General features: G+C 63.7%; 14 protein-coding genes, 1 tRNA gene and 1 pseudogene. 7 read left to right on the plus strand and 9 right to left on the minus strand.

Features of this window, described 5'->3' with window-relative positions; translation table 11 throughout:
• Positions 1-26: 26 nt before the first annotated feature.
• The 4 genes from EN955_RS28865 to EN955_RS28880 form a co-directional block, all read right to left on the minus strand.
• Positions 27-836 carry an ABC transporter permease gene (locus EN955_RS28865; protein ID WP_024501901.1) on the minus strand — a complete coding sequence of 270 codons (810 nt, stop codon included), beginning with the start codon at positions 834-836 and terminating at the stop codon, positions 27-29.
• Positions 836-1549 (minus strand): ABC transporter permease, encoded by a 714-nt coding sequence (locus tag EN955_RS28870; RefSeq protein ID WP_196815384.1) that lies wholly within the window; start codon positions 1547-1549, stop codon positions 836-838. The genes EN955_RS28865 and EN955_RS28870 overlap by 1 nt, the downstream gene beginning before the upstream one ends.
• Before the next feature lie 155 nt (positions 1550-1704).
• On the minus strand, positions 1705-2505 hold the full coding sequence (locus EN955_RS28875; RefSeq protein WP_024501899.1) for a transporter substrate-binding domain-containing protein: 801 nt from the start codon (positions 2503-2505) through the stop codon (positions 1705-1707).
• Positions 2506-2558: 53 nt separating this feature from the next.
• A complete protein-coding gene (locus EN955_RS28880) occupies positions 2559-3374 on the minus strand; it encodes an ABC transporter ATP-binding protein (protein ID WP_013528188.1) in 816 nt (271 codons plus the stop codon).
• Positions 3375-3587: 213 nt separating this feature from the next.
• Here EN955_RS28880 and EN955_RS28885 point away from each other — a divergent pair, with 213 nt between their 5' ends.
• The 4 genes and pseudogenes from EN955_RS28885 to EN955_RS28895 all read left to right on the plus strand — a co-directional run bounded on the left by EN955_RS28885 (position 3588) and on the right by EN955_RS28895 (position 7556).
• Positions 3588-4460: a dimethylarginine dimethylaminohydrolase family protein gene (locus EN955_RS28885; RefSeq protein ID WP_024501898.1), complete on the plus strand. Its 873-nt coding sequence runs from the start codon at positions 3588-3590 to the stop codon at positions 4458-4460.
• Positions 4430-5095: pseudogene (locus EN955_RS35145) on the plus strand (TetR family transcriptional regulator C-terminal domain-containing protein); the annotation flags it as partial. The gene EN955_RS28885 and the pseudogene EN955_RS35145, both read left to right, overlap by 31 nt.
• Positions 5096-5101: 6 nt before the next feature.
• Complete coding sequence (locus tag EN955_RS28890) at positions 5102-6679, plus strand: 5-guanidino-2-oxopentanoate decarboxylase (RefSeq protein WP_024501897.1); 1578 nt, start codon at positions 5102-5104, stop codon at positions 6677-6679.
• 169 nt (positions 6680-6848) lie between these two features.
• Entirely contained in the window at positions 6849-7556 is a 708-nt protein-coding gene (locus EN955_RS28895) for an SDR family NAD(P)-dependent oxidoreductase (protein WP_024501896.1), read from the plus strand.
• Between the two features lie 97 nt (positions 7557-7653).
• On the opposite strand, the gene rpsA is transcribed toward EN955_RS28895, so the two are convergent.
• From rpsA to aroA, 3 genes are all read right to left on the minus strand, one after another.
• On the minus strand, positions 7654-9351 hold the full coding sequence (gene rpsA / locus EN955_RS28900; RefSeq protein WP_013528183.1) for a 30S ribosomal protein S1: 1698 nt from the start codon (positions 9349-9351) through the stop codon (positions 7654-7656).
• Positions 9352-9565: 214 nt separating this feature from the next.
• Positions 9566-10210, minus strand: a complete 645-nt coding sequence (cmk, locus tag EN955_RS28905) for a (d)CMP kinase (RefSeq protein ID WP_032898722.1) — start codon at positions 10208-10210, stop codon at positions 9566-9568.
• Positions 10211-10277: 67 nt separating this feature from the next.
• Positions 10278-11636, minus strand: a complete 1359-nt coding sequence (aroA, locus tag EN955_RS28910) for a 3-phosphoshikimate 1-carboxyvinyltransferase (protein WP_013528181.1) — start codon at positions 11634-11636, stop codon at positions 10278-10280.
• Between the two features lie 206 nt (positions 11637-11842).
• Here aroA and EN955_RS28915 point away from each other — a divergent pair, with 206 nt between their 5' ends.
• Together EN955_RS28915 and EN955_RS28920 are read left to right on the plus strand one after the other, a co-directional pair.
• Complete coding sequence (locus EN955_RS28915; protein WP_013528180.1) at positions 11843-12232, plus strand: TIGR02300 family protein; 390 nt, start codon at positions 11843-11845, stop codon at positions 12230-12232.
• Positions 12233-12404: 172 nt separating this feature from the next.
• Positions 12405-12480 (plus strand) — tRNA-Ala (locus EN955_RS28920).
• Between the two features lie 192 nt (positions 12481-12672).
• Here EN955_RS28920 and dgoD read toward each other — a convergent pair.
• Together dgoD and EN955_RS28930 are read right to left on the minus strand one after the other, a co-directional pair.
• Positions 12673-13821, minus strand: coding sequence for a galactonate dehydratase (gene dgoD / locus EN955_RS28925; RefSeq protein WP_024501895.1), 1149 nt, complete (start codon positions 13819-13821; stop codon positions 12673-12675).
• An 8-nt stretch (positions 13822-13829) separates the two neighbouring features.
• Entirely contained in the window at positions 13830-14519 is a 690-nt protein-coding gene (locus EN955_RS28930; RefSeq protein WP_050596413.1) for a FadR/GntR family transcriptional regulator, read from the minus strand.
• Between the two features lie 257 nt (positions 14520-14776).
• Between EN955_RS28930 and EN955_RS28935 the strand changes: the two genes are divergently transcribed.
• The coding region (locus EN955_RS28935) for a substrate-binding domain-containing protein (RefSeq protein WP_127223493.1) at positions 14777-15483 on the plus strand (707 nt) is incomplete at its 3' end.

The raw sequence follows: 15483 nt of genomic DNA on the forward strand, positions 1-15483 counted from the left end.
CTACTCCCCTACTCCCCTACTCCCCTCTAACCAATCTTGTTCGGGATCCTGGCCTCTATCCTGCTGAAGGCGAAGACCAGAATGCCGGTTATCGTCATGTAGATCAGCGCCAGCAGCAGCAAGGGCTCGTAGGTGAGGTAGGTGTCCTGCCGTACTTTGGACGAAACGGCGAAAATGTCGATGACGCTGATCGTTGCCACCAGCGGCGTCGACTTCAATTGCAGCACGGTCTCGCCGGTCAGCGTCGGCAGCGCCCGGTAGATGGCTTGCGGCAGCCAGATCCGCCGGAACGCCTTCCAGCGGCTCATGCCGAAGGCGCGGGCGGCTTCGAGTTGCCCCTTGGGCACGCCGGCGAAGGCGCCGCGCATCACCTCGCCCTCATAACCGGCGAACGACAGGGTCAGCGCCAGCACGCCATAGGGCCAGGCTTGCCGCAGATATGGCCACATCCAGGATTCGCGGATCCACGGATATTGCGGGAACAGCGAACCCAGGCCGTAATAGAGCAGCCAGAGCTGGATCAGCAGCGGCGTGCCCCGGATCACCGTGCAGAACACCTTGGCGGGTGCGGCGAAACAGAACGAGCCGGCAGCCTGCGCCAGGCCAAGCGGGACGGCCAGCAGGAAGCCCAGCACGCAGGTGACGGCCAGGATCCACAGCGAGCGCCAGAGGCCGATCAAGCCCATTTCATAATATTGCGGCAGCCAGTCCCAGCGCATGAAAAAGGCGGCCGACAGAACAAGGCCCAGTGCGATCAGGATCAGCACGATGCGGTGCGGCTGCAGCCACAGCGACGTTCGCGCGACGACGTCGATGATGGTCGCCTCGTTGGCCATCAGCGCGCCTCCTTGAGCGAAGGCATGCCGCGCCGCGACCAGGTCTCGACCCGGCCGATAACGAGGTTGGAAAACAGCGACAAAAGCAGATAGAGCACGCCCGCCGCGAAAAAGAAGGTGAAATAGGCCTTGGTGACGCCCGCTGCCTGCCGCGTTGCCAGCGCCAGCTCGTAGAAGCCGACAACAGCCAATAGCGCGGTGTCCTTGGTGGCGATCAGCCAGAGATTGGCGAGGCCCGGAATAGCGAAGGGCAGCATTGACGGCAAGGTGATGCGCCGCAACATCAGGCCCGGAGACATTCCATAGGCGCGGGCGGCTTCGATCTGGCCCTGCGGAATGGCCAGGATCGCGCCGCGTATCACCTCTGTCGAATAGGCGCCCTGGACGAAGCCGAGCACGGCGATGCCGGCGGCAAGGCCGCTCACGTCGACGCGCTGATAACCCATGGCCGTCAGCGCCTGATTGATCAGGTCGGTGCCGGCGTAATAGAGCAGCAGGATCAGCACCAGTTCGGGCACGGCGCGCACGATGGTGGTGTAAACCGCCAGGAGATCGCGCACCACCGGCCCGCCATAAAGCTTGCCATAGGCGCCGCCGGTGCCGATCAGAAGGCCGAGGCACGTGGCGCCCAGCGCGATCTCGATCGAATGCAGCAGCCCAACCAGAAGCGCCCCGCCCCAGCCTGGCGGGTAGGGCGAGAGAAGCTCGGTGATGCCGGCCGCGGAGGCCGAAAGAAGTGCGTCGATCAGCGTCGCCCCCGAAGTGCTGACTAACCGCCGATGGCTGCGTCGGCGGCAAACATGCCTGGGAAAGATCGAGCAGGTGGGGCATGGCGCGACGCCACACCCCACAGCTCATACGAGGATCGTCAGTTCGACTGCGCGCCGCCGCCGCCGTAAATATCGAAATCGAAGTATTTCTTCGAGATCTCGTCATATTTGCCGTTGGCGCGGATCGCCTTGATGCCGGCGTTGATTTTGCCCTTCAGGTCGGTGTCTTCCTTGCGCACGCCGGCGCCGACGCCCGGTCCGAGCACTTCGTCATCGGGAGCGACCATGCCCTTCAGGTCGCAGCAGGCTTTGCCCTGGTCGGATTTGAGGAATTCGCCAAGCGCGATGGAATCGGCCTGCACCGCGTCGAGACGGCCGGCGGCCAGATCGTTGTTGGCCTCGTCCTGGGTCTGGTATTCCTTGATCTCGGAGGCTGTGCTGCCAAAGTGCTTCTTGGCGTAGACAGCGTGCACCGTCGACACTTGCACGCCGACGATCTTGCCCTTGAGGTCGTCCGGAGCGGAGCCGAATTTCTGGTCCTTCGGGCCGATGATCGCGGTCGGCGTGTTATAGTACTTGTCCGAGAAATCGATCGTCTTCGCGCGTTCGGCGGTGATCGACATCGAGGAGACGATGAGGTCGATCTTCTTGGTCGTCAGAGCCGGGATGATGCCGTCCCAGGCAACCGGGGTGATGACGCAATCGAGCTTCTCCTCGGCGCAGACGGCGTCGATGAAGTCGATCTCCCAGCCGACCCATTTGCCCGAAGCATCGGGCGAGGTGAAGGGGGGATAAGGCTCGGCGGCGACGCCGATCTTGACCGGATCGGCCTTGGCCACGCCCATGGCGGCGACGCCGAGCAGCAGCGCTGCGGCAAATGTCTTCAGAACGGTCTTCATTTCATGACTCCCAGTTTGTTGTTGGTTCCCGGTTTTCTTCCGTCCCGGCTTGCCTAGCCGATGTTGCGGATGAACTGCTTCAGCCTTTCGGATTTCGGTGCGCCGAAGATCTGCTCCGGCGGCCCTTCTTCCTCGACCAGCCCGTTGTAGAGGTAGACGACGTGGGTCGCGACCTCGCGGGCGAACTTCATCTCGTGGGTGACCAGCACCATGGTGCGGCCTTCGCGCGCCAGGTCGCCGATCACTTTCAGCACCTCGCCGACCAGTTCGGGATCGAGCGCGGAGGTGGGCTCGTCGAACAGCATGACGCGCGGATTGATGGCCAGCGCCCGGGCGATCGCGGCGCGCTGCTGCTGGCCGCCCGACAGATAGGCCGGATAGACGTCGCGCTTTTCAGCCAGACCGACACGGGCGAGCAGCTTCTCGGCCTCGCCGATCGCCACATCGCGCTTGACGCCAAGCACATGCACCGGAACCTCGATGACGTTTTCGATCAGCGTCATGTGGCTCCACAGGTTGAAGTTTTGGAAGACCATGCCGAGCTTGGAGCGGATGCGCTCGATCTGCTTGCGGTCGGCCGGAATGGTGTGGCCGTGGCTGTCGGCCTTGAGTTTGATCTCCTCGCCATTGACGCGAATGATGCCGCTGGTCGGGTTTTCCAGGCAGTTGATGCAGCGCAGCAGGGTCGACTTGCCGGACCCCGAGCCGCCGATGATGGCGATGACCTCGCCGTCGCGCGCCGACAGCGAGACGCCCTTCAGCACATGCAGCTCACCGAACTTCTTGTGCAGGTTCTCGACATGGATGGCTTCGGCGGCGCCGTCCTGCGCCTTGCCGGATCGGACTGCGGCAGCTTCCACCACGCTCACCGGGTGACCTCTATCGGGTCGGCTGCGGTTCGTCGAACGTGTATCCGGCTAATTAACATATACGCTGTACTGCCCCGCTCCAGACTTCAGCATGGACCCAACGGCGAGAGCCCGTCAATCCTGCTTATTACGGCACTTGCGAGCTTGTTGTGCAAGTGTATAAATAGCCTTCCATGAAATTTTCTCGATTTTTTTCAGCGAAAAAGGACTTCGATGAGCGCTTTCGGATCACAGTCCATGGCGGCGCCGCTGCGCCGCGTGCTGATGCGGTCGGCGGCCAACGCCATGCGCAATGCCGACAGGGCTGCCTGGCACTATGGCCCGGGATTCAATCCGGCGAAAGCGGCATCGCAGCACGCGCTCCTTGCTGAACTGGTGGCGGCTTCCGGTGCCGAAATCGAATGGATCGAGGACACGGCGGATGGACTTTCGGACTCGGTGTTCACGCACGACCCGTCGCTGATGACCGATCGCGGCGCGCTGATTCTGTCCATGGGCAAGCCGTTGCGCGCCAGGGAGCCCTCACTGCATGAGGAAACCTACCGAAGGCTGGGCATTCCAATCCTGGGCCGCGTCGAGGTTCCTGGCCAGGTCGAAGGCGGTGATTGCGTATGGCTCGATGCCCGTACGCTGGTGATCGGGCGCGGTGTCCGCTCCAACCAGGAAGGCATCCAGCAGGTTTCCAACCTGCTGACGCCGCTGGGCGTTTCCGTCTACGGCTTTGATCTTCCGCTGTGGCAAGGCGAAGAAGCGTGCCTGCATCTGATGTCGGTGATCAGCCCGCTGGCCGACGACCTCGCATTGGTCCATTCACCGCTTTTGCCGGCGCCATTCTATCAGATGCTGAAGGCGCGTAACATCCGGCTGGTCGAAGGCGACGCCGAAGAGTTCGCGGCTTCCAACGGCCTTAGCCTGAACGTGCTGCCGACCAGCCCACACAAGATCATTGCCGTCGCAGGCTTTCCAAAGACCAAAGCCGCGATGGAAGCCGCCGGCTGCACGGTCGAAATCTTCGAGGCGGATGCGCTCTGCATCGCCTGCGAGGGCGGGCCGACATGCCTGACGCGACCGATCCTGCGCCAATGAATATGCCATCCCGCCGCAGGTTCCGTCGCGAGGGCGAGGAGCGGCGGCGGCAGGATCTGATCGAGGCCACTCTGGACAGCGTGGCGGAACATGGCCTGCAGGGCGCCACCTTGCGCACCATCGCATTGCGTGCCGGCGTCACCGCCGGGCTGATCCGGCACTATTTTCCCGGCAAGGAAGAATTGCTGCAGGAAGCCTATGCAGCGCTGATGGGCCGCATGACCGAGCAGGCGAAAGCGGCTTTGGTCATGGAGAATGCCTCGCCTCGCCAGCGCCTTGCGGCTTTCGTCACCGCCAACCTCAATGCGCCGATTATCGACGCGCGGGTGTTTTCGCTCTGGGCAACCTTCATCGGCCGCGCCAGAGCGGATCCGACCCTGGCCCACGCCCACCGCGAAGGCTACCTTGGTTTTCGCAATGAGGTGGAAGCGGTTGTGGCCGAGGTGCTCGCCGCCGAACGGCGCAAATCGGACGCAAGCCAATTGCGCCACCATGCCATCGCGATTAATGCGATCATCGACGGACTCTGGATCGAAGGCTGCCTGGCCGGCGAGATGTTCTCGCCCGGCGAATTGGCGGCGATCGGCATCAAGGCCGTCGAGGCCGAACTAGGCCTCGCGCCGGAAGGGGAGGAAAAACCAATGACGACACTCGGCGAAGCGCTCATTTCGCTGCTCGAAGCCCATGGCGTCGACACGGTCTTCGGGATTCCCGGCGTCCACACGGTAGAACTCTACCGCGGGCTAGCGCGCTCCAAGATCCGCCACGTCACGCCGCGTCACGAACAGGGCGCCGGCTTCATGGCCGATGGCTATGCGCGGGCCAGCGGCAGGCCGGGCGTCGCCTTCGTCATCACCGGACCGGGGCTGACCAACACCATCACCGCCATGGGGCAGGCACGCGCCGATTCGGTGCCGATGCTGGTGATCTCAGGCGTCAACGCCACGCCGACGCTGGGCAAGGGGCTGGGCCATCTGCACGAATTGCCGGATCAGCGCGGCATGATGGAGAAGGTGGTGCTGTTTTCGCAGCGCGTTACCGAGGCTGGCGAATTGCCCGGCGCGCTGGCGCAGGCCTTCGCCCTGTTTTCATCGGCCCGGCCCGGCCCGGTACATATCGAGATCCCGACCGACGTCATGGTCAAGCCGGCGGATGGCATCGCTGCCATGCTGAGCAATGTGACGCCGCCCGTGCCGGAAGGTGTCGCAATTGCCAACGCGGCCAAACTCATCAGTGCAGCGCGCCGCCCGCTGATCCTGGTCGGCGGCGGCGCCAAACGCGCCGAAGCGCCACTGCGGCGTCTGGCCGAACGGCTGGGGGCGCCGGTCGTCCAGACCACCAATGCGCGCGGCCTGCTGCATGGTCATCCGCTTTGCGTGCCGGCCAGTCCCAGCCTGAAGACAGTACGGGCGCTGATGGCCGACGCCGACCTGGTCATTGCCGCCGGCACCGAATTCGGCCCGACCGACTATGACGGCTACAGCGATGGCGGCTTCGTCCTGCCCGCCAACCTGATCCGCATCGATATCGGCGCGGACCAGCTTGCCCGCCGCCCGGCGACGGTTTCGATCCAGGCCGATTGCGCCGAGGCGCTCGAAGCACTGCTTCTGGAAACCCGCCATGTCCGGGCAAGCGAGGGCGGTTCGTCGCGCGCCGCTACTACACGCAAAGCAGCCTTTGCCGAGCTCAATCCGACACTGCAGGGGCAGGTGCGCGCCGTCGAGATGATCCGCGACGCTTTGCCGGGCGCGCTCATCGTCGGCGATTCGACGCAGCCGATCTATGCGGCCAACCTCTATTACGACCATGATCGGCCAGGCGGTTGGTTCAATGCCGCCACCGGCTTCGGCGCGCTTGGCTACGGCCCGCCGGCCGCAATTGGCGCGGCCCTTGCGATACCCGATGCGCCGGTCGTCTGCCTCACGGGTGACGGCGGCTTCCAGTTCACGCTGCCGGAACTGGGCGCCGCGCTCGACGCGCGGGTACCGGTCATCTTCGTCGTCTGGAACAACAGAGGCTACCGCGAGATCGAAACCTCGATGCTCGATGTCGGCGTCGAGCCGGTCGGCGTATCGCCGGCGCCGCCGGATTTCTGCAAGCTGGCCGAGGCCTATGGCATCGGCGCCGAACGGCTTGCCGATATCGATGCTCTCGCGGACGCGCTGAAGCGCGCCCGGGCCACCGGACTGCCGCGCGTCATCGAAATCACAGTTGACTGAAGCGCGGGTTTCCCGTTTTGGCGGACCACGGCTGAAGTGTCGGACGCATGCAAAGACGCGACAACTGCCATGTCGAGATGTCAATTGAGTGATGGCGCAAAAGGCGCGACGCTTCGCGTCGGCGGCACAGAAACGACCTAACGATAAAAAAATGACAGGAGCGTCCAAGATGACGGAAACACTTGAAGGCAAGCATATCGTCGTGACTGGTGGGACCGGTGCGCTCGGCGGTGCGGTTGTCGGCAAACTGCTGAGCGACGGCGCGATCTGCCATGTGCCCAATGCTCATGCCGCCGCCCCTATGCATTTCCCCTTTACCTCGCATGACCGTGTCCAGCTGGTGCACAACGTCGATCTCTCGGACCCCGCGAAGGTCGAAGCGTTCTATAGCCAGGTTCCGGGCCTTTGGGGCTCGATCCATCTGGCTGGCGGCTTCACCTCGGCGCCTGTTGAAAAGATCGAGTCGGCGTCCTTTGCCGAGATGATGGACACCAATGCGCGCACCGCCTTCCTGTGCTGCCGCGCCGCGATCCGCTCGATGCTGTCGTCGGACACGGCGGGCCGCATCGTCAACGTCACCGCGCGCGCCGGGCTCGATCCGCGGCGCGGCGCCGGCATGGTCGCTTACGCCGCCAGCAAGGCGGCGGTGGCAGCCATGACGGTGGCGATGGCCGAAGAGCTGAAGCACAAGGGCATCCTGGTCAATGCCGTGGCGCCGTCGACGTTAGATACGCCGGCAAACCGCGCCGATATGCCGGATGCCGATGTCACAAGATGGGTCAGCCTCGAAGCCGCCGCCGAGGCCATCGCCTATCTCGCCTCGCCGGCCAATCAGGCGATGAGCGGCACGCTGGTGCCGCTTTACGGCAGGGCGTAACTTTCCAACCTTTACCTAGGTCAAAGAAAAACCCCGCCGGATCGCTCCGGCGGGGTTTTGTTTTGGAGCCTGTGCGAAGGCTTCGCGGTGCGAAGACTTAGCTGCCCTGCTTCTTCAGCGCGGCACCCAGGATGTCGCCCAGCGAAGCGCCGGAGTCGGTCGAGCCGTACTGAGCGACCGCTTCCTTCTCTTCGGCGATTTCCAGCGCCTTGATCGAGACCTGCAGCTTGCGGGTCTTCTTGTCGAAGGCGATGACGCGGGCATCGACCTTCTGGCCGACGGTGAAGCGCTCGGGGCGCTGCTCGTCGCGGTCACGGCTCAGGTCGGAGCGCTTGATGAAGGTTTCGATGCCGCTGTCGACCAGCCGCACTTCCAGACCGCCATCCTTGACGCCGATGACTTCGCAGGTGACGACCGCGTTCTTGCGCAGTTCGCCTGAAGTCGCCGCTTCGCCGACCGTATCCTTGGCCAGCTGCTTGATGCCGAGCGAGATGCGCTCCTTGTCGATGTCGACGTCGAGCACCTGCGCCTTGACCATGTCGCCGCGATTGTACTCTTCGATGACCTGCTCGCCCGGACGGGTCCAGTCGAGGTCGGAAAGGTGCACCATGCCGTCCACGTCGCCTTCGAGGCCGATGAACAGGCCGAACTCGGTCTTGTTCTTGACCTCGCCCTCGACCTGGCTGCCGACCGGATGGCTAGAGGCGAAAGCCTGCCACGGATTCTCGAGCGTCTGCTTGAGGCCGAGCGAGATGCGGCGCTTGGCCGGATCGACTTCGAGCACCACCACGTCGACTTCCTGGGTCGTCGACAGGATCTTGCCGGGATGCACGTTCTTCTTCGTCCACGACATTTCCGAAACGTGGATGAGACCCTCGATGCCCGGCTCCAGCTCGACGAACGCGCCGTAGTCGGTGATGTTGGTGACGGTGCCCTTGATCTTCTTGCCGATCGGGAACTTGGTGCCGATCTCGGACCACGGATCGCTCTCGAGCTGCTTCATGCCGAGCGAGATACGGTGGGTTTCCTGGTTGATGCGGATGATCTGCACCTTGACCGTCTGACCGATGTTGAGGATTTCGGTCGGATGGTTGACGCGGCGCCATGCCATGTCGGTGACATGCAGCAGGCCGTCGATGCCGCCGAGGTCGACGAACGCACCGTAATCGGTGATGTTCTTGACGACGCCTTCGACAACCTGGCCTTCTTCGAGGTTCTGCACGATTTCCGAACGCTGTTCGGCGCGGCTCTCTTCGAGCACGGTACGGCGAGACACCACGATGTTGCCGCGGCGGCGATCCATCTTGAGGATCTCGAAGGGCTGCGGGTTGTGCATCAGCGGGGAGACGTCGCGGATCGGGCGGATATCGACCTGGCTGCGCGGCAGGAAGGCCACGGCGCCGTCGAGGTCGACCGTGAAGCCGCCCTTGACCTGGTTGAAGATAACGCCTTCGACGCGCTCACCCTTGGTGAACTTCTCTTCGAGGCGGACCCAGCTCTCTTCGCGACGGGCCTTCTCACGGGAAAGCATCGCTTCGCCAAGCGCGTTTTCAATGCGCTCGACATAGACTTCGACGGTGTCACCAACCTTGAGGGTAGTGTCCTTGCCCTTGACGCCAAATTCCTTCAGCGGCACGCGGCCTTCGACCTTGAGGCCGACGTCGATGATGGCCATGTCCTTTTCGATCGCGGTGATCGTGCCCTTGACGACCTGGCCTTCGCCGGAATGGCCTGTTGTAAATGATTCTTCGAGCAGGCTCGCGAAATCATCGCGAGTGGGATTTGCAGCTGACATTGTTTCTCCTGGAGTGCCCCGCATCTCAAGCGGGACGGGCGCCGTGGGTTAGCGTTGCGTTGGCCTGCCGGCGTTCCGGGCTACAAAAGCCCTGGGCCGCTCTTTAAGCGGCAATTCCGGCGCATGAAGAATGCTGGCAGGCTGGTTCGTGCCCGATATGGGTATTTTCTTCGCCTCCGACAACGGAAAGACGAGGGAAAAACCCGGATCAGGCCTAGTCTCTCTTGGCCAAGACGTCATCGATGATCGCCATGGCTGCAAGAAACGCGGCTTCTATAGCCATTTCGCTGGTATCAAGCAAGTGCGCGTCGGCGGCCGGCTTCAAAGGTGAGTCGGCACGGCCCATGTCGCGCTGGTCGCGGCGCATGATATCGGCGAGGATCTCGGTGAAGTCGGCGGTCCCGCCGATGCTCTCGATCTCGGCCAGCCGGCGCTGTGCCCGCACCTCGGCGCTCGCCGTCACATAAAGTTTGATGTCGGCGTCGGGGCACACCACGGTGCCGATGTCGCGCCCATCGAGCACCGCACCCGGCGGCGTCTTGGCGAAGTCGCGCTGCTTTTCGACGAGGATGCGCCGCACGGTCGGGTACACCGCGACCTTGGAGGCCGCCTCGCCGACCGCATGCGCCGACAAGACCGTCCGGTCGAGCTTTGCCAGATCGACCTGGCGGGCAGCGGTTTCAGCCGCCGAGACATTGTCGAGCGGCAGCGCGTGCTGGATGAGCGCATAGGCCACGGCACGGTAGGTGAGGCCGGTGTCGAGCAGGTTGAGGCGGTAGTGGTCGGCCAGCCGGCGGGCGAGGGTGCCCTTGCCGGCGCCGGCGGGGCCGTCGATGGCGATGGTGAAGACGTGTGTCATTGGCAGACCGCCGAAAGGGTTGGGCGCTGGCCTGCCAACGTACCAAGGCTATTGGTTGCCACGACCGTCACCCGATCTCCGCGCCCAGCGCCGTCATCAGCCCCATGAACTCCGGAAAGCTGGTCGCGATCATGGCGGCGTCGTCAATGGTCACCGGCTTTTCCGTCGCCAGCCCCATGACCAGAAAGCTCATGGCGATGCGGTGGTCGAGGTGGGTCTGCACGGTGGTGTCCTTGCCGTTGGGATGGCCGCCAAGGCCCTTGCCGCCCGGTTTGCCGCGCACGGCAAGCGAAGCTTCGCCCTCGGTGCAGTCGACGCCGTTGAGCGTCAGCCCGTTGGCGACGGCCGACAGCCGGTCGGATTCCTTCACCCGCAACTCCTCCAGCCCCTGCATCAGCGTTTCGCCCTCGGCGAAGCTCGCAGCGACCGCCAGCACCGGATACTCGTCGATCATCGACGGCGCCCGCTCGGGCGGCACGATGACGCCCTTGAGCTCGGAGTAACGTACCCGCAGGTCGGCGACATCCTCGCCGCCGGCATTGCGCGGGTTGAGGATGTCGATGTTGCCGCCCATCTCCTGCAGCGTCAAAAGCAGGCCGGTGCGGGTCGGGTTCATCAGTACGTTTTCGATCGTGATGTCCGAACCCGGCACGATCAGGGCGGCCACCAGCGGGAAACCGGCCGAGGACGGGTCGCCCGGCACGGCGATGGTCTGGCCGGTCAGCTTGCCCTGGCCTTCGATGAAAATGTGGCGCACGCCACGCTCGTCGGTTTCGACCGACAGATTGGCGCCAAACCCCTTCAGCATCTTTTCGGTGTGGTCGCGTGTCATCACCGGCTCGATCACCGTGGTGATGCCGGGCGTGTTGAGGCCGGCGAGCAGCACTGCGGACTTCACCTGCGCCGAGGCCATCGGCACGCGATAGGTGATCGGTGCGGCATGCTTGGGTCCATGCAGTGTGATCGGCATGCGGTCGCCCGGCGTCGCCTTCAGCACCTGCACGCCCATCTGGCGCAAGGGTTCCAGCACACGGCCCATCGGCCGGCCCGACAGCGAGGCATCGCCGATGAAGGTCGTCTCCATGTCATAGGTGCCGACAAGGCCCATGGTCAGCCGCGAGCCGGTGCCGGCATTGCCGAAATCGAGCGGGCCTTCCGGCTGCAGCAGCGCGCCGTTGCCGGTGCCGCGGATCACCCACTCGTCGCCGTTCTTCTCGATATGCGCGCCCATTGCCTTCATGGCCGCGCCCGTGCGCATCACGTCCTCGCCTTCGAGCAGGCCGGTGATGCGGGTCTCGCCGGAGGCGAGGCCGCCGAACATGAAGGAACGGTGCGAGATCGACTTGTCGCCCGGCACGCGCGCGATGCCGGAAAGGGCTGGGGATTGGCGGGCGGTGGCCGGCTTGGGGGCGGCGGCGTGAGACATGGAATTTCCCTGGACGGAATGCCGGCGGGCCGGCGCTTTTCATTTGTTGCGGCGGTCTCGTACCACGGTGGGCCGAAATGGTCATCCCCATGGTCGTCACTTCACGCGAGGCCTTTCAATGCATGGTTTTGTGACGCCGGCTTTTCGCTTTGACAGCGCTGCAAACTGTGGTTAAGGGGACCACTCTTTTATTGACGAGGCTTGCCGTGGCAAAAACCGAACTTGGCACAAAACGTATCGACCCGGAGACGGGCCGAAAATTCTACGACCTGAACAAGGACCCGATCGTCTCGCCCTACACCGGCAAGACCTATCCGCGTTCCTATTTCGAGGAAGGCAAGATTGCCGCTCTCGAGGAGGAAGAGGAAGTGGCCGAGAAGGAAGTGGACGCCGAGGAAGAAGAAGGCGTTGAGGTCGTCTCGCTCGAAGAGGCCGACGAGGACGTCAAGGGCGACGACCTGCCGGATCTTGGCGACGATGAGGACGACGTCGATCTCGGCGACGACGAGGACGACACCTTCCTCGCCGACGAAGAGGAAGAAGATGACGACGTTGCCGACATGATCGGCGTTGGCGACGACGACGACGAGGTCTGATCGGCCTTGAAAGCGGGCGTTTGCGGGCTTTCGTGGTCTGTGAAGAAAAAGCGGCTCTCGAAGGCTTGATATCTGAGAAGGGCGGGGTTAGAAGCCGCCTGCACTAACGGCGCGGTCTCCAACCCGCGCCGGATCTCTTCGCCGGAAACGGCGCCGGTTGACTGCCGGAAGTGGGGCCATAGCTCAGTTGGGAGAGCGCTTGAATGGCATTCAAGAGGTCGTCGGTTCGATCCCGATTGGCTCCACCAAACAGTCCCTCTGCAATTCGCAGCCGATGAATGTGCCGCACTGCGGTCATCTGCGTTTGATGGTCAATTCGGCAACGCCGCTGAAAGCCCCTCGATCAAACCGAACGAACGAGCCATTTCTCGAGAGCAACTGCTCGCCGGACAAAGTCTTCACTATTCATGGAGCGCTTGGAGTCTGAAAGCCAGCCCGGATCACCACTCGGCGAAGGAACCGTCCTTGTGGCGCCAGATCGGGTTGCGCCAGCGGTGGCCTTCCCTGGCGCGTTCCTTGACATAATCCTCGTCGATCTCGACACCCAGGCCCGGGCCGTCGGGAATGGCGACATAACCATCCTCGTAGCGGAAGACATCCTTGTTGGCGGCATAGTCGAGCAGGTCGTTGGCGGCGTTGTAGTGGATGCCGAGGCTCTGCTCCTGGATGAAGCAGTTGTAGCTGACCGCGTCGAGCTGCAGGCACGCGGCAAGCGCGATCGGCCCGAGCGGGCAATGCGGCGCGACCGCGACATCATAGGCTTCCGCCATCGCCGCGATCTTGCGGCATTCTGTGATGCCGCCGGCATGCGACAGGTCGGGCTGGATGATGTCGACGACGCCTTCCTCGAACACGGACTTGAAGTCCCAGCGGCTATAGAGCCGCTCGCCGAGCGCGATCGGCGTCGAGCCAAGCGCGGCGATCTCCTTCAGCGCCTCGCGGTTTTCGCTGAGCACCGGCTCCTCGATGAACATCAGCCTATAGGGTTCGAGTTCCTTGACGAGCGCACGCGCCATCGGCCGGTGCACGCGGCCATGAAAATCGACAGCGATGCCGATGTTTGGCCCGACGGCCTCGCGCACCATGGCGACGCGTTCGACAGCGGCGTCGATCTTGTCATGGCTGTCGACGATCTGCAGTTCTTCGGTACCGTTCATCTTGAGCGCCAGGAAACCGCGCGCAACCATTTCCCTGGCGCCGGCCGCGACCTCCGCCGGGCGGTCGCCGCCGATCCAGGAATAGACCTTGATCGAGTCGCGCAGCTTGCCGCCGAGCAGTTCGTGCACGGGCACGCCGAGCGCCTTGCCCTTGATGTCCCACAGTGCCTGGTCGATCCCGGCAATGGCGCTCATCAGGATCGGGCCGCCGCGGTAGAAACCGCCGCGGTGCATCACCGTCCAGTGGTCCTCGATCAGCCGAGGATCCTTGCCGATGAGATAATCGCCAAGCTCCTTGACCGCCGCCTCGACGGTCAGCGCCCGGCCTTCGACCACCGGCTCGCCCCAGCCGGTGACGCCGGCATCGGTTTCGATCTTCAGGAACAGCCAGCGCGGCGGAACGATGTAGGTGGTGAGCGAGATGATTTTCATGCGCAGTCTCAGTTGCTTTTGAGTTTCTTGGCGCTGACGAGGTCGCGCGCCGCGAGGTCGAGGATCTTGTTTGCCGCCCCACGCGCGGCATCGGCATTGCGCATACGCAGCGCCTCGACCACCTCGCGGTGCGCCGCCACGGCCTCCATGCGCCGGTCGAGCGAAATCACCGCCGTCGCCTCCAGCGAGAATTTCAGCCCGGTGTCGATGAGATTGCCGATCTGGCGAAAGATCGGGTTATGGCTCGCGGCATAGACGATCTGGTGGAAAGCGATGTCGCTGCGCGAGAAGGCGGCGAGATCCTCGCCGGCGCCGGCCATGCCGCGCCAGGTGGCTTCGAGATCGGCGATTTCCTGCAGCGTCGCGCGCGTGGCGGCGAGTTCGGCAACCAGCGGCTCGATGGCCCGGCGAGTCTCAAGAATGGCGTCGAAGAGCTTGTCGTCCAGTGCATGCGGCGCGTGCCAGGCCAGCACCTGCGGGTCGATGATGTTCCAGTCGTCCTCGTTGCAGACGATCGTGCCGACGCGTGGCCGCGACAGCACCAGCCCTTTTGCCGCCAACACTTTCAGGGCCTCACGGATGACGGTGCGGCTGACGCTGTATTCGACGCCGAGCTCGTTTTCGGTCGGCAGTGAGGAGCCGGCCGGATAGCGCCCGGAAAAGATGTCCGAGGCAATCGCCTTGGTCACGTCGGGCATAACGCGCGGGCGGCGAGTGGCTGTGTCGCCTTGCGGTTTCTTCAAAGTCCCGGTCACCTCAGCCCTCCTCCAAGGCGGCGAACCGCTGGTTTCGCACAACCGGTCCGGCCTTAACGGATGCGGATCAATTGCGCCAGCGATCGCTGGTCAGAGCATGTACATGAATTATCATACCAGATCAATTGACGAGTATGATAAAAGCGATTAGAGACTCCGGCATCCGGGCTGAGCGCCCGGTCTATCGCTGGGAGGTAATCATGCGACTTTTGAAGACCGCGCTCGTCGCGGGCGCGCTTGCCGTGCTGTCCGTCACGACCATCGCTGCATATGCTCAGGACACCAAGATCGGCTTCATCGTCAAGCAGCCCGAGGAGCCGTGGTTCCAGGACGAATGGAAGTTTGCTGACCAGGCCGCCAAGGAAAAGGGCTTTACCCTGGTCAAGATCGGCGCCGAAGACGGTGAGAAGCTGATGTCGGCCATCGACAATCTCGGCGCCCAGGGCGCGCAGGGTTTCATCGTCTGCACGCCCGACGTGAAGCTCGGCCCCGGCATCGTCGCCAAGGCCGCCGCCAACAATCTCAAGCTGATGACTGTCGATGACCGCCTGGTCGGCGCCGACGGCAAGGCGCTGGAAGACGTGCCGCATATGGGCATCTCGGCAACCAAGATCGGCGAGGCGGTTGGCCAGGCGATCGTCGACGAGATGAAGGCGCGCGGCTGGAAGGCCGACGAGGTCGGCGCCATCCGCGTCTCCTATGACCAACTGCCGACCGCCGTCGACCGCGTCGAAGGCGCCATCTCGGTGCTCAAGGCAAACGGCTTCAAGGCCGAGAACATTTTTGACGCCCCTCAGGCCAAGACCGATACGGAAGCTGCCCTCAATGCGGCGACCGTCGTGCTCAACGCCCATGCCGAGATCAAGAAGTGGGTTTCTTTCGGCCTCAACGACGAAGCGGTGCTGGG

It is taken from the genome of Mesorhizobium sp. M7A.F.Ca.CA.001.04.2.1 (assembly GCF_003998485.1).
Classification (GTDB): Bacteria; Pseudomonadota; Alphaproteobacteria; order Rhizobiales; family Rhizobiaceae; genus Mesorhizobium; species Mesorhizobium ciceri.